Annotated in this window: 17 protein-coding genes; 16 read left to right on the top strand and 1 reads right to left on the bottom strand. The window is 65.9% G+C overall.

All coding sequences use genetic code 11. The features are described from left to right. The first annotated feature begins 57 nt into the window (after nt 1-57). The 16 genes from RIC54_RS20310 to RIC54_RS20385 all read left to right on the top strand — a co-directional run bounded on the left by RIC54_RS20310 (nt 58) and on the right by RIC54_RS20385 (nt 20,282). Nucleotides 58-864, top strand: a complete 807-nt coding sequence (locus tag RIC54_RS20310) for an amidohydrolase family protein (RefSeq protein WP_350091321.1) — start codon at nt 58-60, stop codon at nt 862-864. A 12-nt stretch (nt 865-876) separates the two neighbouring features. Continuing rightward, entirely contained in the window at nt 877-1,287 is a 411-nt protein-coding gene (locus RIC54_RS20315) for a FixH family protein (protein WP_350091318.1), read from the top strand. Then, nucleotides 1,284-2,453: a cytochrome-c peroxidase gene (locus RIC54_RS20320; protein WP_350151369.1), complete on the top strand. Its 1,170-nt coding sequence runs from the start codon at nt 1,284-1,286 to the stop codon at nt 2,451-2,453. Before RIC54_RS20315 ends, RIC54_RS20320 begins: the two co-directional genes overlap by 4 nt. Nucleotides 2,454-3,450: 997 nt before the next feature. After that, entirely contained in the window at nt 3,451-4,263 is an 813-nt protein-coding gene (locus RIC54_RS20325) for a peptidoglycan-binding domain-containing protein (protein ID WP_350091312.1), read from the top strand. A gap of 278 nt (nt 4,264-4,541) precedes the next feature. After that, nucleotides 4,542-5,582 carry a response regulator transcription factor gene (locus RIC54_RS20330; RefSeq protein ID WP_350091309.1) on the top strand — a complete coding sequence of 347 codons (1,041 nt, stop codon included), beginning with the start codon at nt 4,542-4,544 and terminating at the stop codon, nt 5,580-5,582. A gap of 109 nt (nt 5,583-5,691) precedes the next feature. Beyond that, nucleotides 5,692-7,176 carry a mannose-1-phosphate guanylyltransferase/mannose-6-phosphate isomerase gene (locus RIC54_RS20335; protein WP_350091306.1) on the top strand — a complete coding sequence of 495 codons (1,485 nt, stop codon included), beginning with the start codon at nt 5,692-5,694 and terminating at the stop codon, nt 7,174-7,176. A 3-nt stretch (nt 7,177-7,179) separates the two neighbouring features. Continuing rightward, nucleotides 7,180-8,235: a UDP-glucose 4-epimerase GalE gene (gene galE, locus RIC54_RS20340; RefSeq protein ID WP_350091303.1), complete on the top strand. Its 1,056-nt coding sequence runs from the start codon at nt 7,180-7,182 to the stop codon at nt 8,233-8,235. 20 nt (nt 8,236-8,255) lie between these two features. Continuing rightward, entirely contained in the window at nt 8,256-8,840 is a 585-nt protein-coding gene (locus RIC54_RS20345) for a polysaccharide biosynthesis/export family protein (RefSeq protein ID WP_350091300.1), read from the top strand. Further along, the gene (locus RIC54_RS20350) at nt 8,840-11,110 is read left to right on the top strand and encodes a GumC family protein (RefSeq protein WP_350091297.1); all 2,271 of its coding nucleotides are present in this window, start codon (nt 8,840-8,842) and stop codon (nt 11,108-11,110) included. Before RIC54_RS20345 ends, RIC54_RS20350 begins: the two co-directional genes overlap by 1 nt. Beyond that, nucleotides 11,110-12,351, top strand: a complete 1,242-nt coding sequence (locus RIC54_RS20355) for a glycosyltransferase (RefSeq protein ID WP_350091294.1) — start codon at nt 11,110-11,112, stop codon at nt 12,349-12,351. Before RIC54_RS20350 ends, RIC54_RS20355 begins: the two co-directional genes overlap by 1 nt. Further along, entirely contained in the window at nt 12,348-13,622 is a 1,275-nt protein-coding gene (locus RIC54_RS20360) for a glycosyltransferase (protein WP_350091291.1), read from the top strand. The genes RIC54_RS20355 and RIC54_RS20360 overlap by 4 nt, the downstream gene beginning before the upstream one ends. Nucleotides 13,623-13,750: 128 nt before the next feature. After that, a complete protein-coding gene (locus RIC54_RS20365) occupies nt 13,751-15,190 on the top strand; it encodes an undecaprenyl-phosphate glucose phosphotransferase (RefSeq protein WP_350091288.1) in 1,440 nt (479 codons plus the stop codon). Between the two features lie 19 nt (nt 15,191-15,209). After that, entirely contained in the window at nt 15,210-16,400 is a 1,191-nt protein-coding gene (locus RIC54_RS20370) for a glycosyltransferase (RefSeq protein WP_350091503.1), read from the top strand. Next, on the top strand, nt 16,397-17,770 hold the full coding sequence (locus RIC54_RS20375; protein ID WP_350151371.1) for a hypothetical protein: 1,374 nt from the start codon (nt 16,397-16,399) through the stop codon (nt 17,768-17,770). Before RIC54_RS20370 ends, RIC54_RS20375 begins: the two co-directional genes overlap by 4 nt. Further along, entirely contained in the window at nt 17,767-19,020 is a 1,254-nt protein-coding gene (locus RIC54_RS20380; RefSeq protein ID WP_350091282.1) for a glycosyltransferase family 4 protein, read from the top strand. The genes RIC54_RS20375 and RIC54_RS20380 overlap by 4 nt, the downstream gene beginning before the upstream one ends. Next, entirely contained in the window at nt 19,017-20,282 is a 1,266-nt protein-coding gene (locus RIC54_RS20385) for a glycosyl hydrolase family 28-related protein (RefSeq protein WP_350091279.1), read from the top strand. The genes RIC54_RS20380 and RIC54_RS20385 overlap by 4 nt, the downstream gene beginning before the upstream one ends. 11 nt (nt 20,283-20,293) lie before the next feature. Here RIC54_RS20385 and RIC54_RS20390 read toward each other — a convergent pair whose 3' ends face one another. Beyond that, nucleotides 20,294-21,607 (bottom strand): glycosyltransferase, encoded by a 1,314-nt coding sequence (locus RIC54_RS20390; protein ID WP_350091276.1) that lies wholly within the window; start codon nt 21,605-21,607, stop codon nt 20,294-20,296. Nucleotides 21,608-21,638: the final 31 nt, after the last annotated feature.

A 21,638-nucleotide genomic window follows, 5' to 3' on the forward strand; every position in this document is an offset into this window, starting at 1 on the left:
AGCTCGGCGCTTGCGAGCTGCCCGCGCCGACCGACCGCAATTACAAGGATCGATCCGATGAGAGCCATCGTTGCAGGTGTGGTGATCCTCATGTCAGGCCCGACGCTGGCTGAGCCCATGCCGTTGTTCGACGCCCATATCCACTATAGCCATGACGCGGTGTTGCAGGTCCCTCCCGCCGAGGCTGTGGCGATCCTGAGATCCGCTGGCGTGGCGCGCGCCCTTGTCTCAAGTTCAGATGACGACGGCACCCAGAAGCTCGTCGAGGCCGCACCCGACATCGTCGTGCCGTCCCTGAGGCCATACCGGCGACGGGGCGAGATATCGACCTGGATGCACGATCCATCCGTGATCGACTATGTCGAGGCTCGGCTCGCACGGTTCAAATACCGGGCGCTGGGTGAGTTTCACGCCTACGGCGACGACATCGAGACGCCCGTCCTGCAGCGCATGATCGCACTGGCGAAGGAGCACGACCTGCTGCTCCATGCGCATTCGGACGCGGACGCGGTGGAACGAATCTTCAGAAGCTACCCTGGTGCCCGAGTGCTGTGGGCGCACTCCGGGTTCGACCATCCGGACCAGGTGCGTGCACTGCTGCGCCGGCACGCGAACCTGTGGAGCGACCTTGCGTTCCGGTCCGAGCACGGCTCCAGCGGCAGGGTTCCGCCGGAGTGGCGGGCGGCGTTCGAGGAGTTTCCGGACCGGTTCATGATCGGCACCGACACCTTCGCGCCCGAGCGGTGGTACTATATCGGATCGCATGCGGAGTTCTCACGTGCCTGGCTTTCGGATCTGCCCGCCGAGATTGCAGAACAGATCGCCTATCGGAATGCCGAGAAGATGCTCAAACTGTTGGACTAGTTCCTTGAGCCGATGAACCGGATCCTGAACGTCGTTGGCGCGGGCGTGTTCCTGCTGTCCGCCAGCACGGCACAAGCCTGCGAGATCCTGCACGGCTGGACCGAGATGGACCGGGCGCGGGATGTACCGACCCGGATTCTGCTGGACCTGGACCACGATGCGGTGACGGTTGGCCAGCCGTTCGACGTCCGGCTGGTCATTTGTTCGCCGGACACAGAGGCGGTGGATCGCGTGGATGTCGACGCCATTATGCCTCTGCACCGACACGGCATGAACTATCGCCCGGCTGTCCGGCTTACCGCGCCCGGGGCCTACACGGTCGAGGGGCTGTTCTTTCACATGCCTGGAACGTGGCAGATCGTTGTCAGAGCCTATCGTGGGGGCGGATCTCAGAAATTCACACTGGATGTCGAGGCGCAATGAGGCGCTGGCTCGCCATCATCGCACTGTTCGCTGCCATGCTTCCGGCCGGGTCACCGCCGGGTTCGACCGCCGAGATCCTGCTGACTGAGAGTGAGATCGCCAAGGCGCTGTCCCACGGGCCTTGGCCGCTGCCCGGAGCCAGGGACATGAGCAATCGGGCGTCCGGCGATCCGAGCGCGATCATGCTGGGTCGCCAACTGTTCTTCGATGCGGCGTTGTCGCTCTCCGGCCAGATCAGCTGCGCCTCGTGCCACCGTCCGTTGGACGGCTTCACCGAGCGAAAGCCGCGGGCCATGGGCTTCGAGTTGCAGGACCGCAACACCCTGGCACTGCTGAACCTGCGCCATCAACGATGGTTCGGATGGGGTGGCCAGAACGACAATCTCTGGGCTCAGAGCATTGCTCCGCTGCTGAAGCCGGACGAGATGGGGTTCCGCGAAGATCGGCTTGTCTCGATCCTGGCATCAGCCGAGTTCGTCGAGCCCTACACCGCGATTTTCGGCCCACTGTCCACACACTCGGTGACCGAAAGCCTGGTGAATGCCGGCAAGCTCCTGGCCGCCTATCTGGAAACCCTCGAAACAGGGAGAAGCCGGTTCGACCTATTCCGCGACGCGCTGGCGGAGGGTGATCTGGTTGAAGCGGCGACCTATCCGCAGGCGGCCCAGCGCGGTTTCAAGCTGTTTGTCGGCCGCGGCCGGTGCAGTCTCTGCCATTCCGGACCGTTGTTCTCAAACGGCGAGTTTCACGACGCCGGACGCCCATACTTTGTCGAGCCCGGGCGGGTGGATCCCGGCCGGCACGGTGGGATTGAAGCATTGAGGCGCAGTCCCTTCACGCTGGACGGCCAGTACTCCGACGACAACGAGAGATCCGAAGCCTGGGCCGTGCGAACGGTGGTTCAGCAGCACGCCAACTTCGGTTCTTTCCGTGTTCCGGGACTTCGCAACGTCGCACAGACCGCCCCGTACATTCACGACGGCAGCCTCCCGACGCTGCACGACGTGGTCGATCACTACTCCAACATCGATCTGGAACGCCTGCACGCCGACGGCGAGGCCATTCTGGTTCCCCTTCGCCTGACGGAAGCAGAAGCCGCCGACCTTGTCGCCTTCCTGGAATCGCTGTCCGGCGCGCCGGTCGGTGGCATCCCTGGCCCGAACTGAGGAATACTCGACGGATTGATGACCCGCCCGAGCGCGTTCGGTCAGGACGAGGGCGCCACCTAAAGTGCTCCCGCCGGCGCAGCAATCGTGTTGGAGCCCGCAGGCGAAGCGCGTTGCCGACCAGTTACCGAATGGCCTTATACAATTCAATAGGCTACGAGGCCGTCCGCGTGCCCTCGCGTCGGCCGAAGGCCCTGGAGGGCACCAGGACCGACAGTCTGGTTTATGCGGTCGATCTTGATATCGCCCGGCAGGCGGTGGCCTGGGCAGTGGGGCAGTAGTCTCGGTTATCGCGAGAACTCTAAGCCTGTCCCCAGGCAACACTGGTGCCCGGACCCGGCAGTGCCGGATTCTCATGTCGGCTGGTTCGGCAAGCAGTCGATAGTGCTCCCGTATGTGGATGTGCCGATCCGCAACCGGCCGACATCCACAACCTCGCAACTTGATGAAATTGCGCGGCGTCTCTCGCCTCTCATTGCCGTTCACATCCGGTTTTCGGCTTCAGGCTGGCCCCCTGCAAGGCGGCCGTCGAATGCTACCGATTGATCACAACGATGCCACCGCAGCCCTGCCATGTTGATGAAGCGGGTTTGGTTAACGGTCGATCCACTGGTCACCTAGCTTCCGGTGGAGCGGACGGTCGTTAGCCCGAAGCACTGGTCGGTCGACCAGAATTTTCAGCGCTCAGAGGTAGCGACCGATGCTGATCTATGGACACAGAAGCGGCGCAAGACGAGCAGAGCACGGGGGGGCGAAAAGGTGCTGGTCCTGCGACGAGATGGTGCCGCCGCACGCCGTGACGTGCCGGCACTGTGGCAGTTCGCTCACCCCCCGCAACTCAGCAGGCGGCTTCGCCGACGGACGGCTCGGTGCACAAGGTTCTCACCGTCCGAGCGTTGAGGATTCCGTTGCGTCAGAAAGGCCGCGTGGCGCGTCCGGGCGATATCGGGGATCATCGGAGAAGGCGGCGCCGAACCCGCCGGGAGACCGTCCCGGCGTGAACGAAACCTGGGATGAGGCCGATTTCGAGCGGATCTCCGCGACAGCGTCGCCCCTGAACGAGCGCCGACCGGATCCGGACACGGACACCGAAGCCGATTCAGGCGATCAGGCATTCTCAAGAATCAGCAAAACCGAGCCGTCACGGCGGGACCGGCCGCGGATCGTTCCCGAACCCCAGACAGTTCCCCGGCCGAGGGCGAAGGCTTTCACGACCGAGAGGTCGATCGCCTGGGGCGGCGCGGGTCTCGCGATCCTCGCGATCGCGGCAGGCTCCATCGGGTGGTGGAGGGCCACGGACATCCAGCGCACCGACGTCTCACCAGCCCTCGTCGCAACCACCGAGCATGGAGCGCGGGATCCGTCAGCTGCGCCGGCTTCCGGCGAACCACCGACACGGGGCACCGGGGGTGTCGGCCGCTACGACGGGTCGCTGGACCGCCCGACCCGGCCTGATGGGGTGCCTGGCGTTGTTGTCGATCCGCGTCCGGTGGCAGCCCCAACGGCCAAGGGCCCGGCGGAGCCGGCAGAACAGCCGGCCACACCGCGTCGCTGGACCGTCCGGGAGGTCCAGCGGGCGCTCTCGGAACTTGGCTACTATGAAGGCGCCGTGGACGGCAAGGTCGGCCCGATGACAAGGGCCGCGCTGCGAAGCTTCCAGAAGCGCGAAGGTTTGGATCCCACTGGTCGGATCGGATCGGATGTCACCCGGGCGCTCGAGCGGAAGAGCTTGGCGACCACCGAGGGCCGCGATGTCGGAACGTCCCGCATTGTCCTCGCGCGTGGACCGGGTTCCCAGAACAGACGCTGAAGGGTCGCAACACAAGCGATCCACGCACCCGATGCCGTGCCCTCCATCGGAGGAGGGCACCGGCGGGCAAGATAATCGTTTCAAGGGAGGAGTGGCTCCAGAGGAGATCTCACGATGCTCTGTACTCAGATTGACGTGTACGGACGAATCCCTTGCCGGTGTCGGCAATCGACGGACCGTGATCGCGTGCCGTCGTCCGGATCCTCGCTTGGCGTGGTGTCGCTGGTTGTCGGCGGTCGCCGGGGCGTCATCACCATGGCAACAGGGGAGACCCTCGGATGAGTTCGCCAATTCAGCTGACGAATTTCACGACCGACCGCAGCGACGGAAGCGAAACCCGACGTGATGAGCGGCTGCGCGTCCGCCTGCTGCTGGTTGACGACGATGAACTGTTTCGCGAGGCCCTCGCGGGCAATCTGATGGACGAGCAGTTCGAAGTGGTCACCTGCGAGAACGGCAAGGCCGGACTCGACGTCCTGATCGAAGACCAGCAGTTCGACCTCATCCTGCTCGACTGGCGGATGCCCGAACTGTCCGGGATCGAGGTGCTCCAGCAGATAAAGGCGGCCGGCATCGAGATTCCGGTGGTGTACCTGACAGCCTTCGCGACTGAGCGCAATGAAGAGAACGCGCTGGATTGCGGTGCGGTTGATTTCCTCGACAAATCGCGCAGTCCAGCCGTTCTGGCTCGTCGAATCCGGATCCTGGTCGGGAACGGACGGGGAGGGGTGGCAGAGACGGGGGAGCCTCCCGAAGCGCTGCGAGTCGGGCCGTTGGACATCCATTTTCGGGTCAACCGGGCCTACTGGAGTGGCCAACTCGTGCCGCTGACCGCCACCGAGTTCCGGGTGGTGCAGTTGCTGGCAAGCCGGATAGACGAAGATGTCACCTACCGCGCCATCTACGATGTCGTGCACGGGCGTGGATTTGTCGCCGGAGACGGCGCGGACGGGTATCGGACCAATGTCCGATCACTGATCAGGCGGGTCCGGCAGAAGTTCCACGAGATCGATCCTGCCTTTGAGGAGATCGAGAACTATCCGGGCTTCGGATATCGGTGGCGGAGCCCGCTGGCCGCCCCGTTGGATGCCGAACGAACGCCCGGCGCGTTGGCGGCGGCGTCGGTCGAGCGGTCCGTCGGGGACTGGCAGTCGCTGTCCAAAGGATCTCGCGTGACCCGCGAGCCCGGTTCGCGACTGCTTAACGGGACCGCGGGCATCGTGCCGCTGACACTCCAGGGTGCTGATGTTGCCCCGGGTGGTCCAGCCAGAGGTGAACCACGCCACGATCACAGCGGAGACGCCGGCGACACAACTTGATCACTGTGCTGCTGGGCCGTCTCTCCAGTAGTCGTGGAGGGCAAGCTGCGGTCCGTCACTGGCGCAGGGACGATGTCGCTGCGGATCGCCAGGCAAGGAGAACAATCCCATGAACGATCAGGCGATAGCGCGCGAGGCCGAGAGCGTCGCGGCTGACAAGGCTCGCAAGATCCGGCCTGTGCTGTTGTCCGGTGGCGCCGGAACACGGCTGTGGCCGCTGTCACGCAAGCGCTACCCGAAGCAGCTTCTGCCATTGTTGTCCGACCACAGCATGCTGCAGGATACCGCAGCGCGCACCCGCGATCTGGAGGGAGCGGCTGCTCCGATCGTGATCTGTCACCAGGAGCATCGCTTCCTGGTGGCCGAACAACTCAAGGCCTTCGATATCGCGCCACACCGGATCGTGCTCGAGCCGGTCGGGCGCAACACCGCGGCGGCGCTCGTCGTCGCGGCGCTCCTGGTTGAGCAGGAAGATCCCGATGCGGTGCTGCTGGCCGAGCCGTCGGATCACCACGTTGGCGACCTGCCGGCTTTCCAGGAGGCGGTGGCATCGGCAATGGCCGCTGCCCGCCAGGGCTGGCTGGTGACCTTCGGGGTTACGCCGACCCGTGCCGAGACCGGCTACGGCTACATCGAAGGCGATGCCGCGCTGCCCGAGACCGACGGCACGCTGGCGGTCCGCCGTTTCGTCGAGAAGCCGGATGCCGAGACGGCTGCCCAGTTCGTGGCAAGCGGCCGGCACTACTGGAACAGCGGGATGTTCCTGCTGCCGGTGGGGCCGTTCCTCGCGGAGGTCCGGCGGTTGCAGCCGGAGTTGCTGGACGTATGCCGACAGGCGCTCGACCAGGGTACCTCGGATCTCGATTTCTTCCGACTGGACGAGACGGCATTTGCCACCGCGCCCAACGTGTCGATCGACAAGGCGATCATGGAGCGCAGCGATCGCGTCGCGGTTCGGCCGGTCGAGATGGGATGGCGCGACGTCGGCTCCTGGCAGTCACTGCACGAGGCGCTTCACGAGTTGCGGCCGTCGGACGACCGCGGAAACATCCTGGACGGGGATGTCGAGATCGACGAGGTGCGCAACTGCCACATCCACGCCGACGGGAAGCTCGTTGCGGCGATCGGCATCGAGGGTCTGACCGTGGTTGTCACCGACGATGTGGTTCTGGTGGCGCGCTCCGAGAGTGCGTCGCGCGTCGGAGAGATCGTCGAACGGCTCGGCCGGCGCAACCGGCAGGAGGTGCTGGAGCATTCAACGGTCTACCGGCCGTGGGGCAGCTACCAGTCGGTCGACGCCGGCGAGCGGTTTCAGGTCAAGCGGATCGTGGTCAACCCCGGCACCCAGCTGAGCCTGCAGATGCATCATCACCGGGCCGAGCACTGGATCGTGGTGCGTGGGACCGCCCGGATCCACTGCGACGGCGATGAGCGGCTGCTGCACGAGAACCAGTCGACCTACATCCCACCCGGCGCGACCCACCGGCTGGCCAACCCGGGGCTGCTCCCGCTTCATCTGATCGAGGTTCAGTCCGGGGCCTATCTGGGCGAGGACGACATCGTCCGGTTCGCCGACAGTTTCGGGCGGGCATGAGCGATGGCCCCGACAATCCTGGTTACCGGCGGAGCCGGTTATATCGGAAGTCACGCCTGCAAGGCGCTGGCGATGGCCGGCTACCGACCCGTTGCCTTTGACAACCTGAGCTCCGGGCATCGCTGGGCCGTTCGCTGGGGGCCGCTCGAGGTGGGGTGCCTTGAAGACGCCGAGCGGCTCGATGCCGTGATCGCTACCTATCGTCCGGTGGCGGTGATGCACTTCGCGGCGTTCTCGGCAGCCGGAGAATCGGTCGTGGATCCGGCAAAGTACTACGAGAACAACGTGGCGGGTCTGCTTTCCCTGCTGGCGGCGATGCGCCGGGCCGGTCTCGACCGCCTGGTGTTCTCATCAACGGCTGCGGTCTACGGCTCTCCCCTGAGCACACCGATCGATGAGGATCACCCGCAGCAGCCGATCAATCCCTACGGCGCCACCAAGCAGGCGGCGGAACGCGTCTTGGCCGACTTCGCATCGGCCTACGATATCCGGTCCGTGGCATTGCGGTACTTCAACGCTGCCGGCGCCGACCGCGACGGTGAGATCGGCGAAGCCCACGACCCGGAAACCCACCTGATTCCGATCGTCCTGGAAGCGGCGGCCGGCCTGCGGCCCGAGGTTGCGATCTTCGGCGATCGGTATGAGACCCCGGATGGTACCTGCATCCGGGACTACATCCACGTCGCGGACCTGGCGGACGCTCATGTCCGGGCGCTGCGATGGTTGGCGGACCATCCCGGCGCGCATGCCTTCAACCTCGGCAACGGCGAGGGCTTCTCGGTTCGGGAGGTCATCGATGCGGCACGCCGGGTGACCGGTCGGCCGATTGCAGTCCGGGTCGAGGATGCGCGCCCGGGCGACCCTGCCGTGCTGGTGGCCGACGCCCGGTGCGCATCCGACGTTCTCGGATGGCGCCCGGATTCCGCGGAACTGGACACGCAGATCGCCGACGCCTGGCGGTGGCTGACCGGCCGATACCGGACGCTGAACACCCGTCCGAACTCTACTTCGTCCCGTCACAGGCAACCAGCGCCTTCCTCAGTGGTTGTGGCCAGATAAGGCAAGATGAGGCGAGGACGATGTCCAGTTGCAGAACCCTATCGAACTATCGCGTCGCTCTGAGTGCCATGCTGATCGGAGCGCTGGCCCTGCTTACTGGTTGCGGAGCCAACAAGCCGGTGCTGCCCGACCTGCCGATCACCCAGACCGAATATCGGCTCGACCACGGCGATCACCTTCAGATCACCGTCTACGGCCAGGATGAACTGACCGGCAGCTATGTTGTCGACGGTTCCGGAGAGATCTCGATGCCGTTGATCGGGGCGGTGTCGGCCGGTGGCGGAACGACCGACGATCTGGAGGCCCGGATCGCCGACAAGCTCAAGCCGAAGTACCTCAACGATCCGAATGTCGCTGTGCAGGTGACGACCTATCGCCCGTTCTACATCGTCGGCGAGGTCAAGAACCCCGGCAGCTACCCGTATGTCGACGGCATGGTCGTCATGACGGCGGTCGCGCTCGCTCGAGGCTTCACCTACCGGGCGCGTGAGGACCAGTTCTACATCACGCGCAGCCTCGATCCTGACCGTCAGCTGCGAGCCGCGAACCCGGATTCGCCGGTCATGCCCGGCGACCTGATAACGGTGCGGGAGCGGTATTTCTGATGCCTTCCGACTACTCGCCCTACGCCCAGCTCCCGTACCGGCCGGGCCTGCCCGCCGCGCCACGGTTTGTGCCGCACTACATGCCGCTCCCCAACGGCGACGGTATGGACCTGTTCCGCAAGCTGTGGCGCCACAAGTCGATGATCGTGGCGATCACGGTCGCCGGCGGGGTTCTGGCCGGGGCGGCGACGCTCATGATGACGCCGCGGTACAGCGCGGAGTCGCAGGTGCTGATCGGCGTCGACCTGCCGAACGTCACCGACATCCCGTCACTGCTGCGCGACATGACGGCGAACCAGGAGGTCGTTCAGAGCCAGGGCTACGTGCTGATGTCGCGCGGCCTCGCCGCCCAGGTCGCCAACCGGTTGGCGCTCGACCAGGATCCCGAGTTCAACCCGGCGCTGCGCGACCCACCGGCTTGGCGCGAGTATATCTACGAGGCCAAAGCGTGGCTCCGTGACCTCTACGCCGGCATCACGCAGCAGGAAGAGTCGGCCGAACCGGAAGGACCGCCACTCTCCGAGGAGGAGCGCAAGAAGCGGCTCGACCAGATCGTGGTCAGCCAGCTCTTGGCCAAGCTCGATGTCTATCCGATGCAGCGCTCGCATGTGCTGTCGATCAACGCTCAGTCCGAGAACCCGGAAACGGCTGCCCGGATCGCGAACACGGTCGCGAAGGCATACATCGAGCAGCAGCTGATACGCCGGGCCAAGGTCACCGAGAACGCCAGCACCTGGCTCGACCAGCGGATCGCAGAGTTGCGCGAGAAGGTCGAAACAGCCGAGCGGGAGACCGAGGAGTACCGGCGGGAGAATGGCCTGTTCGAGACCCGCAATGACCGCGTGACCGCCCAGCAGCTCGCGGAACTCAATACCCAACTGATCATGGCGGAGACCGAGCGTGCGTCGGCTGAGTCACGGCTCGCGCAGACCCAGGCTGCCGGCGGCCGGGTGGAGTCCCTGCCGGCTGTCGTCAATTCGCCGCTTATCCAGGCGCTGCTGCAACGCAAGGTCGAGACCGAACGCCAAGTGGCCGAACTCGGATCCACTTTTGGACCGCAGCACCCCCGGATCCGGGACATCAAGGCGCAGCTGTCCGACATCAAGGGCCGCATCGCCCACGAGATGTCGAAGATCACCCAGTCGCTGCAGCATGAAGTCAACGCGAGCCAGGCGCGTGTCGCGACGTTGCGCGGCAACCTGCAGAAGCTGGAAGGCCAGCTTGGCCAGGACAACGACAAGTCCATCCACCTGCGTGAACTGGAGCGGCGGGCCGAGGCCAACCGCCGGCTGCTCGTCACGTTCCTGGATCGGGCGAAGGAGGCCGAGGCTCAGCCGAACAGCGAGGAGGAGAACGCGGTCGTCATCTCCGAGGCGGTGACGCCGTTCGGCCCGAGCTATCCGCCGAGCACGATGCTCACGATGCTGGGTGTGGTTGCCGGTGCGCTCGTCGGGATGGTCATAGCCTTGTTCCGGGAGAACCTGGACCGGACGTTCCGAACCGCCCGACAGGTCGAGGAAGCCACGAACCTTCCCGTCCTCGGAGTGCTGCCTGCCGAGAACCGGTCGATCTCCGGCATGACCAGCAGCCTGGACCGGCCGAACTCGTTGTTCGGCCAGGCGATGGGCAACCTGCTCGAACGATTGGTCTTCTCGCCCGAGGCCCAGGGTCGCAAGGTCCTGATGCTGACATCGGCGACCCCGCAGGAAGGCAAGTCCCAGATCGCGGTGGCGCTGGTCCATCTGGTCGCACGTCGTGGACTCCGGGTGATCATCCTGGACTGCGACTGGCGTCGTCCGACGATCAACCGCTACTTCTCGCGGCCTGCGACGCCTGGCCTTGGCGACCTGCTGGCCGGGACTGCAACGCCTGACGACGTCGTTTACCGGGACCCGGAATCCGGCGTCCATGCGATCTTCGCCGGTGACATCTCGCTGTTGTCGAGCAACGCCGAGCGCTTCGCCCGCCTGAAGCTCCTGCAGACGACCTTGGCACGGCACTACGATCTGGTGGTCATCGACACGCCACCGGTGCTTGCCGGACCCGATGCCCTGGCGCTGGCCCGGTCGGCGGAGGAAGTGGCCTTCGTGGCACGCTGGGGACAGGTGTCACGCGATGTGAGCATCGAGGCGATCCGCAACCTCGCGTTCAACGGCGCGAAGTTCAGCGGTGTGATCCTGGCCGGCGTCGATCCCAAGCGCTATCGGCGCTACGGGATGGGCGACGTCGTCTATCCCTACCCAGCCATCAACGTACCGCGAGCAGCCTGATGAAGCGATCGGCCCCGACCGTGCTGATGGTCACGCAGTTCTACTGGCCCGAGATTGTGGGGTCGGCGCCGTACTGCACCGATCTGGCCGAATGGCTGGCGCGCGAAGGCTGGCGCGTGCGGATCCTGACATGCCGTCCGCACTATCCTGAGGGCGTTGTGCCGGTGCAGTACCGTGACGGGCTGCTGGATCGGGAAACCCGTAGAGGTGCCACCATCGACCGACTGCCGCCGTGGCAGCCGGCCCGTCGTGGAGCGCTTGGCCGGATGCTGGGCGAGTTCGCCTTCCTGGGCAGAGGGCTGTGGGCGCTGGCCACGGGGCGGGTCTCCCGCAGCGACGTGGTGATCTCTTTGTGTCCGTCCGTGCTGGCAGTGGTGCTCGGCCGGCTCTCCTGCCGATGGGGCGGGCACCATGTGGCGATGGTGCACGACATTCAGTCCGGTCTGGCTTCCGGTCTGGGCATGGTTGGCGGCAGTTGGCTCCTGCGGCTCATGCGAGCCCTGGAACGGTGGGCGCTGAACGGTACCGACGGCATTTTCGTCCTGTCCGAGAACATGCGCGAGCGTCTCAGGAACCAGGGCATCACCACTCCGATCGAAGTGATGCCGATCTGGGTTGATGCCGACTTGATCCAGCCGGTCGAACGAACGTCGGGCGCGCCAACTACGGTGCTGTACAGCGGGAACCTGGGGCGGAAGCAGGCGCTGGATCAGGTGATCGAACTGGCGGAAGTCCTGCAACGCCGCGGCAGCACCCTGCGTGTCGTGGTCCGTGGCAAAGGCGGCGAAGCCGACCGACTGATGGCAGAGGCGGCCAACCGGGGGCTGCGGAACATTGAGTTCCATCCCCTGGTGCCCGCCGACCGGTTCAGCGAGAGCCTGGCCGAAGGCGACGTCCACTTGGTGCCCCAGGACGCGGCAACCGCCGACTTCGCCGTGCCGTCGAAGATATACAGCATCATGGCGGCGGGCCGACCGTTTGTCGCCACGGCGCTTCCGGACTCCCATCTCTGGCGTCTACAGCAACAGACCGGAGCGTTTCAGTGTGTCCCGCCCGGTGACGCAGATGCCCTGGCAGACGCCGTCCTTGCGCTCGGCGCGGACTCCCGCCGCCGGGAGGATCTGGGCGCGCGGGGCAGGGCGTTCGTCGTTGCCCGCCATGACAAACCGGTCGTCCTTGGGGGCTTCGAGGCGACGCTGCGGAAGTTCATCCGGGTGCCGATCGTCAAGCAGCCGGCATGACCTCCGGCGCTTCAATAGCCGACCTGCTGGTCCTGGAGCCGGCCGAGCGCGGGCACGGTCACGAATGGCTGATGCACCTCGCTGCCTCTGCCCGTCGGCGCAGGCTTGGAGCGCGACTGGTGTTCGCGGTGCACCCTGGACTGGCCGAGCGGCTGCGTCGCGAACTGCCGCAGTATCCTGATCACCAGCCGATCGTGCTCCCGATCACTCCGCGGGAGGTTGAGCTCTGCAACCACCGCCGGTTGGCGGTCAGTGGGCTTGCGCGGTGGTGGGTGATGCGACGACTCCTGAAGGTGTCGGGCATTCGCCGTGGCCTGTTCCTTGAACTCGACCATCTCACTCTACCGCTGGCCCTGGGGCTGCCGGTCGGCAGCGGCCGCTCGGTGTCGGGCATCCTGTTTCGTCCATCGGTGCACTACGACCGGGAACCGGGTCTCCGGCTGGCGGAGCGCCTGCGCGATTGGCGCAAGGACCTGCTGTACCGGCTGATGCTGCGCCGAGGTGCGGTGCACCGCGTCCATACCCTCGACGATGCCTTTCCGGCCTTCGCCCAAGGTCGGTACCGAAGCGGTGACAAGGTGGTCGAACTGCCCGACCCGGTGTTCCCGCTGGTTGACGCGACCGATGCCGACCGAGAGCTGGCCAGCCGGGCCCCGGCGGACCGGGTCGTGCTGGTTCTGTTCGGCGTCTTGACCGCGCGCAAAGGCATCCTTGCCTTGCTGCAAGCACTTGCACAGGTGGATTCCCCGGCTTCCGAGCGGCTTGCGGTGTTTGTCGCGGGCCGGGTTGATCCTGCGATCCGGGAGACGGTTCACGCGGCGTGCGCGGCTCTTGCAACTGCCCGGCCCTCCCTCTGGTTTCACCTGGAGGATCGCCACCTTGGTTCCGGCGAGATCGCCGGGCTGGTTGATCGCTCCGACGCGGTGCTCGCCCCCTATCAACGGTTTGTGGGGTCGAGCGGGGTACTGATGTGGGCTGCGGGACGCGGGCGGCCGGTCATTGCGCAGGACTATGGGCTGGTCGGCCGCCTAGTCCGCGAACACGGTCTCGGCACTACGGTCGACACCACCGATGCGGCTGCGCTGGCCGGGGCCATTTCGGCGGTCGCCACCCATGGTGCGGCCGGTATCGCCAAGCCGGAACGGCTGTCCGGGTTCGCAGTGCGCCGGACCCCGGAAGCCTTTGCCGCCGGCATTCTCGATCCGTTGGAGCGGCGGTCGGAGGCGCCGCGAACCCTGGAAAACCGCCATCCCGAACCGGTGACAGAATAGCCACATGCGGTCGCGGCCTGGTCACGTGCCTTGGCCGCCGACCCGTGGCTGTATCGGGAGCGGTGTGCGCCTTCCGGCGACCCGCTCGGCGAGAAATCCACTGGAGACGCGCGATGCAGGATGCTGTTGTGTCAAACAGACCCACCGACCCGACGAACGGAGCAGGGTACAGGCAGTCCGGCGCTCCGACCTCGGTGCTTACGCCATCGGTGCTGGGCACCATGCTGATGTGCGTCGACGCGATCGTCATCATGGGCGCCAGCTACCTTGCCTACCTGCTCTGGCTGCAGAGCGATCCATACACTGACGGGTCCCGTTGCGCGGTGGTGACGGCGCTCGGCACGATCGTCGCCCTGAACTGCTTTGGCATCCTGCGACTGTACAGCGTCGAGATGATGACCCGGCCCGGTACGGCCATGCTGCGGCTGCTCGGGGCGGGCGCGCTGGTCGCGGGAATACTGATCGCTCTCAGTTACGCCACCAAGACCTCGGCGGACTACTCGCGCGGCTGGGCGGGCCTGTGGTTCATGGCGGCCATGGCCGGGATGATCGTGAACCGGATGATGGTCCTGGCGTCGTCCCGGTTGGGTTGGCTCGATCAGACCCTGAGCAAGCGGGTCGTCGTGGTTGGTGAGAAGGATCAGATCGAGCGGTTGCTGAAGCAGCTGGATGTGGACGGCAGCAACTGGGTGAACGTGGTCCGCACGTTCTCCGCGGAAACGTCGGGCGAGTTCGATCTCGCCGGACTGGAGCGCTGTATCCGGACCGACCAGATCGACACGGTGGTGATCGCGGTGCCTTGGGTCGAGGAGGACTGGGCGCTCAAGACCCTGGACGCCATCTACCAGTTTCCGGTCGACGTGCTGCTGTGTCCCAGGGGCATCGGCCTGTCACTGATCCGGCCTCGGGTCCGCTACGTGGCCGACGTGCCGATGCTGACGCTGGCGGACCGGCCGCTGACCGGCTGGCGCTACGTCATCAAGGAGGTCGAGGACCGGGTGCTGGCCACGATCATCCTGCTGCTCATCCTGCCGGTCCTGCTCGCCATCTCGGTGCTGATCAAGCTCGACAGCCCCGGCCCGGTTCTGTTCCGGCAGAAGCGCTACGGCTTCAACAACCAGCTGATCGAGGTGTGGAAGTTCCGCACCATGTATCACGACCGCACCGATGCCAACGCCGAGCAGCTGACGCGCCGGGGCGATCCCCGGATCACGAAGCTCGGGCGGTGGCTGCGGGCCACCAGCCTCGACGAGTTGCCACAGTTCTTCAACGTTCTGCGCGGCGAGATGTCGATCGTCGGTCCGCGTCCGCACGCGATCTCCGCAAAAGCTGGAGGCCTGCTCTATCAGGAGGCGGTCGGACGCTACGCCGCCCGTCATCGGGTGAAGCCCGGCATCACGGGATGGGCGCAGGTGAACGGCTGGCGTGGCGAGACCGAGACGGTCGAGCAGATCCAGCGGCGTGTCCACCACGACATCGCCTACATCGAGGACTGGTCGTTGTGGCTCGACCTCAAGATCATCCTGCTGACGATCGTCACGGGCTTTACCGGCAAGAACGCCTACTGAACCGGAGAACCGGGTGACTATGCGTTGTCTTTGGCTGACATGGGTCGATCCGCTGCCCGAACACGACGGGCAGCGGATGTATTCCGGGCGCCTGATCCAGGCGATGGCCGGCGCCGGGGTCGACGTCCATGTATTGTGTACGACCAGTTCAGGCTCGCAGCGCCGCGATGGCGACCGCGAGGAAGGCGTTACCTGGCATCTGGTCCAGCATCCTTTCCCGCCGGTCTGGATGAGCGTCGCCTCGTCGCTGCCGCACATCGCACATCGCTCGGCCGCACCGGCAATGCAGGCCCGACTGGCATCCATGCTGTCGGAGGCACGTTGGGATTGCATCGTGTTCGATGGACTGGGCACCGGCTGGGCACTCGACCCGGTCCGTGAGGCGCTGGACGGCGCGTCGCCGCGCAGCCGAGTGGTGTATCTGTCCCACAACCACGAAACGAGCATGCGCGCGAGCATCGCGACCGGGGTGCGGCGCCGGCCGATCCGGGCGGCGTTGATGCACCGCGACGCCGAGAAGGTCGCCCGGCTGGAACAGCGCCTGGTCGACATAGCGGACCTGGTAACCGCGATCACACCGGACGACGCCGAACGGTTTGCGGAACAGGCCACGGACAAGCCGATCCTCGTGCTGCCGCCCGGCTACAACGGCAGACGCGTGGCGGTTCGGCGGATCACCAGCGACGTGCCTCGGCGGGCGATCGTGGTCGGCAGCTTCGAGTGGATCGCCAAGCAGATGAACCTCCGCGAGTTCCTGACGGCGGCCGATCCGCTGTTCGCGGCGGCCGGTGCCGAGCTCGAGATCGTCGGTGCCGGCGATCCCCGATTCTTCGATGAACTGCGCGGCGGTCTCGGGGCGACGCGGCTGGTCGGCCGTGTCGACTCGATCTCCTCCTACCTCGACCAGGCGAGGATCGCCGTCGTCGCGGAGCGTCTCGGCGGCGGCTTCAAGCTCAAGGTGCTCGACTACGTTTTCAACCGCCTGCCGATCGCCGCCCTGGCCGGCAGCGTTGCCGGCACCCCGCTCGCCGCGGATGCCAGCATGCTCACCTTCGACGATCATACGCCGCTCGCGAAGGGCGTTCTGTCCGCGCTGGACGACCTCGACCTGCTGAACCGGCTGCAGACCGCGGCATACGAGGCCTGCGCCGACCGGTTCGATTGGAGCGATCGGGGCGAGCGGCTCTCCGGTTCGATCGCCGCCCTATGAGGACTCTCGAGCACAGCGGCAGCGGCCAGCCCGCCGACGCCTTCGACACCTTTCTGGTGGTGCTGTACCTGCTCGGCATCTACCTGGGCGTCGAGATCCGATTGAGCGCCGGAACGCCGGTGCCGACCGTGCTCGCCGGGCTGGCCGGCGCCATCATGCTGTTCAAGCACATGCACCACCTGGACGAAGGACAAGTCGGACACCTGCTGGTGGTGATCGCGTTGTTCCTGGCGACCGTCCTCGCCGCCAGCGAGGTGGCGTATGTCGGCAAGCGAACGACAGGCCTGCTCCAGCTCAGCTACTCGTTCATCATCGGCTACGGCCTTTATCTCACCATGCTGCTCTGTGACCGCCGGTCGCTGGCGCGGATCTTCGGCTGGTTCTGCGTGGCAATCATCGTCGGTTGCGCTCTCGAGAACTACGTCGCGCCATTCCGGGCGCTGAGCGACGCCGTGCGCGGCGTGATCTTCGACTTCGGCGTGTACGCAGCCGACCGACGTGACGTGCTTCTGTACGGTCAGGTGCGGCCGAAGCTGTTCACGTCGGAGCCGTCAGCGGTCACCTTCGGGTTCGTCCTGCTGGCATTCTGCTGGTACGTGCTGTCGGAGTGGCGCTGGAAGCTGGTCGCCTACGGGGCGATGTTCGCGGCGGCGTTTCTTCTGATCCGCGGTCCGACCCTGTTGCTCGGCCTGCTGCTTCTGGTTCCGTACGAGCTGTTCCTGGCGCCGCGTCGGGAGACCGCCAACGGCGTCGACTATGACATGGGGCGAGGAACCCTAGCCGTATCCTTGGCGATAATTCTCGCCGGCGTGGTGCTGGTCGTCGGCTTCAACTTCTACGCCGAGCGCATCGAGGCAATCCGGGAGGGAACCGATCCGAGCTTCTTCTCGCGAGTTACGGCCCCGTTCCTGGTGGCCGTCGAGGTCATCCGCGAGAAGCCGCTGGCGGGCATCGGCCTGACGGCCGAAAGCCTCATCGACGGGCTGGTCAGCCAGATCTACGCGCAGAGTGGCGGGCTGGTCAGCCAGTACAGCTTTCAGAGCGCGAAGTACGCACTTACGAACTACTTCTGGACCCACTGGATCTATTTCGGATTGATCTGGGGGCTCGTCATCTTGGTTGGATTGAGCTTCTACCTGCGGTCCCTGCAGGCCCCGAGCATCCTGTTCTGCTGGAGCATGTGGGCGGTGCTTGGGCAGGCATCCGGTGCCTACGTCTCTCCCAAGACTTGGACCGTGCTGTATCTGGCCTGCGTGATCTCGATCCTGCACCAGCGCGCGACATTGTCCGGCCGGTTTGCCGCGTCCGAAGACGGCGCAGCCATGCCCGGGATGATGTCGGCAACCCCGACGGAGTGGCGACGAACATGAGAATCCTGCACCTGAGCACATTCGACATCCGCGGTGGCGCTGCGCGCGGCGCCTATTGGCTGCACCGTGGGTTGTCAGAGCGGGGAATCGACTCGCAGATGCTGGTTGGCCGGAAATACGGCTCCGACCCGGACGTGCTGGAGTCGCCGCACATGTTCGGCCGGCTGTCGAACGCGGTGCGCGGCCGGCTCGATTCACTGCCGCTCAACGGCTATCGCAAGACCGAGGAATCGTACTGGACCCTTGGATGGCTGCCGGACCGCGTGGACCGTGCGGTGGCCGCGCACGATCCGGACATCGTCCATGTCCACTGGACCGGCGGCGGGTTCCTGTCGATCGATTCCCTTCGTCATCTGCGCTATCCGGTGGTGTGGACGCTGCGCGACATGTGGGCGTTCACCGGCGGTTGCCATTACACCGCCGGCTGCGAACGGTTCACCAAGAAGTGCGGACGCTGTCCGCAGCTCCGGTCGGACGATGAGAATGACCTCAGCCGCCGGATGTGGTCGCGCAAGCAGGCGGCGTGGCAGAACATGGACCTCTGGCTGGTGCCGATCAGCTCCTGGCTGGCGGACTGTGCGCACAGCAGCGACCTGTTCGAACACACGCCGATCCAGGTCATTCCCAACGGCATCGATACGGCGTCGTTCCAACCGATGGATCCCGCGCAGGCCAAGCTGACCTGGGACCTGCCCCAAGACAAGCTGCACATCCTGTTTGGCGCGATCGATGCCACCGACGACACCCGCAAGGGCTTCCATCACATGGTCGACGCTATCCGAATTCTGGTCGAGCAGGGGTGGTCGGATCGCATCGAACTTGTGGTTTTCGGCGGCGGCGCCGTCGACGATCTCGCCACTCTCGGCGTTCCGGTCCGATCGGTGGGAGAACTGAGCGACGACACGGCGCTTGCCCGGCTCTACAGCGCCTGCGACGTGATGGTGGTGCCTTCCGAGCAGGAAGCGTTCGGAAAAACGCTGGTCGAGGCGATGGCGTGCGGCACGCCGGTCGTGGCGTTCGGATCGGGCGGACCGGTCGATATCGTCGAGCATGAGAAGACCGGGTTCCTGGCCCAGCCGTTCAGCGTGCAGTCGCTCGCCGACGGCATCGTGTGGTGCATCGAAGACGAAGGCCGCAAGCGGGAACTCGGACGCTCGGCGCGCGACCGCGCCGAGCACGAGTTCGAGATCACCAAGGTCGCCGACCGGTACCACAGCCTGTACCGACAGATTCTGTCGAGGGCACCGTGACCGACTTGCACCGTCGCGGTCTGCTGGCGGGCACGGTTGGTGCCGGCTTCGGGCTCGCGAGTGCCGCCGCCATGGCGCAGTCCGGCTCCGACCACCGCCGCTACCTGGCCGGCACAACGCTGGATGCTACGGACTACGGCGCCGTCGGAGATGGCAAGGTCGACGACACCGACGCCTTGCAGCGCGTGCTCGACGACGCGGTTGGTCGGCGCAACGGCGGCCTGATCGTCATTCCGCCGGGCCGCTACCGGATCACCCGCACGCTGCGTGTCGAAACGCCCGGCAAGCCCAAGGGCAACGTCACGCATGGCTGCATCATCCGTGCGTACGGCGCGCGGCTGGTGTCGGCCATCGACGAGCCGGAGCCGGTGCTGGAGTTCGTCAGCAACTCCGTGGTGCGGTTCCTGACGATCGAGGGCCTGGAGATCCAGGGCAGTGGCCGCGACGGGCACGGGCTGGTGTTCACCTGCGTTGCCCGCGGCCGCTACATCTACAACTTCTGCCTGCGTGACGTGATCGTCCAGCGTTGCGGTGGTGACGGCTGCCGAATGACCGGCAACATCTTCGAAGGGCAGATCTTCAACAGCTATTTCCGGGACAACCGGCTGAACGGAGCCACGTTCTCGCACGGCCCGGAGAACACGGTCCTCTCGGCCGTCCATGTCTTCGGATGCGTGTTCGGCGGCAATGGGGTGCATGGCGTCGAAATGATCGAGGGGGCAGAGGATATCGGCTTCCAGGGCTGTTACTTCCTGGAGAACGGCAAGTTCGGGCTGAGCGCCTCGCATGGCTGCACCCTGCTGTCGCACTGCGGTTTCGAGAACAATCATGAGCGCGCGGCGAGCTTCTCGGAGGGCGATGCCGGCATCTATCTGATGGTCAAGGGCACCCTGGTCGGCTGCACGGCGTATTCGATCCGGCGCCAGACCCACCTCATCCGATCCTACGTTACCCAGAATCTGGTGATGGTCGGTTGCACCGGTTCAGGCGACGGCAAAGCTGATGGAGCCGGCCTTGCCCGTCTGTCCGGGGGCCATGGCCATGCCGTGCTGCTGGGGACCCAAGGTACGGTGAGGAATGAAGGCGGTGTCACGATCGCCGATGCCGGCAGGGCCGCAGCGGGGCGGTTTCCGTCGAACTGGGACGCGCCAGATCTGGCGCGGCTCGGGTCCTATCGGCTGTGGGTCGACAACGACGGCAGCTTGCGGATCAAAAAGGGAAAGCCGACCTCGGACAGGGACGGCAATCCGGTGGGCGCATGATCGTCTCAGGTTCAAGCGGCGCGGGCATGCAGTTCCCGCAGGCGCAGATCGAGTTCGTCGTCGAGCGCCTCGGCGTCGTAGCCGGCAGCGACCTGGCGGCGGGCCGCGGCGCCCATCGACCGGACCAGCGCCGGTTCCAGGGCGAGTTGTTCCAGGGCTGCGGCCAGGGCCACGTGATCGCCCTCTTCGGCAAGCAGACCGGAGACGCCGTTCTCGACGAGTTCGGGGATGCCGCTGTGGCGGGTCGACACGACCGGCATTCCGGTTGCCATCGCCTCCATGAGCGTGACTGGAATCCCCTCCTGGTCGCCGTCCGGAGCGGTGATGCTCGGTGCCAGCAGGGCGTGGTGCTCGTACAGGGCTTCGATGATCGCATCGTGCACCTGCCAGCCGCGAAACTCCACGATGTCCGCGATCCCGAGTTCGCCTGCCAGCCGCTCCAAAGGCTCACGCAGCGGTCCGTCGCCGATAATCGTATAGGCCAGGTTGATCCCGTTCTGTCGTGCCATTGCGACGGCGCGCAATGCGTCGGCGACGCCCTTCTTGTCGATCAGCCGTCCGATGGTGACCAGCCGCAGCGGACCGCGAGCGGGCATCTCGCGCAGGCGCTCGGCGAACCGGCCGAGGTCGACGCCCATGCGCAGCACCGCTATGCGGTCCGCGGGGCAGCCGAGGGTTCGCAATCGGCCGGCCATGTAGTCGGAGATCGGCAGGAACAGGTCGCCGGATCGGGCAAGCCGTCGATAGCGGTCCGGATCGCTCTTCAGGTAGGACGTGAGGTCCGCGCCGTGAAAAGTGGTGGCGAGACGGCCCCGGACGGCGCCGAGATCGCGCAGGGTCGCAACCATCTCGCCGACCGGGCCGAAGTGGCAGTGCAGCACGTCGAAGGGCGCTTCGTCGGCCAGGCGCAGGACCCAGTACAGCATCCGCAGGTTGACCGCATCCCGACCGTGCCGGAACGGATTGACAGTACGGGCCAGCATCGCGCGACGGTCGGTGCGGCTGAACAGGGCGCCGGCAGCGGCGATTGCCCGCCGCACGCGGTTCCGGGGCATTCCCAGATAACGGGTGCGGTCGCGCAGACCGTAGCGCTCGAAGTCCGGGTGGGTCAGCGGCTCGGCGCGGGGACGGTCGGCGAACACCGTCACCTCGTGGCCTCGATCGATCAGGCCGACGATCTGGCGAAGCACGAAGGTCTCGCTCAATGCCGGAAATTCGCTGACGAACACGGCGACGCGCAGGCGCCGGGTGGCGGCCGACATCCGGGATTCCGGCTGGAGGTCCTCGAGGGCTCGTCGACGCGCCGTGTGCTGCATGGTCGTCATCGCGATCGTTCCTGTTCCGTTGCTCTGCACC

The organism is Thalassobaculum sp., assembly GCF_040219215.1.
Lineage (GTDB): Bacteria > Pseudomonadota > Alphaproteobacteria > Thalassobaculales > Thalassobaculaceae > Thalassobaculum_A.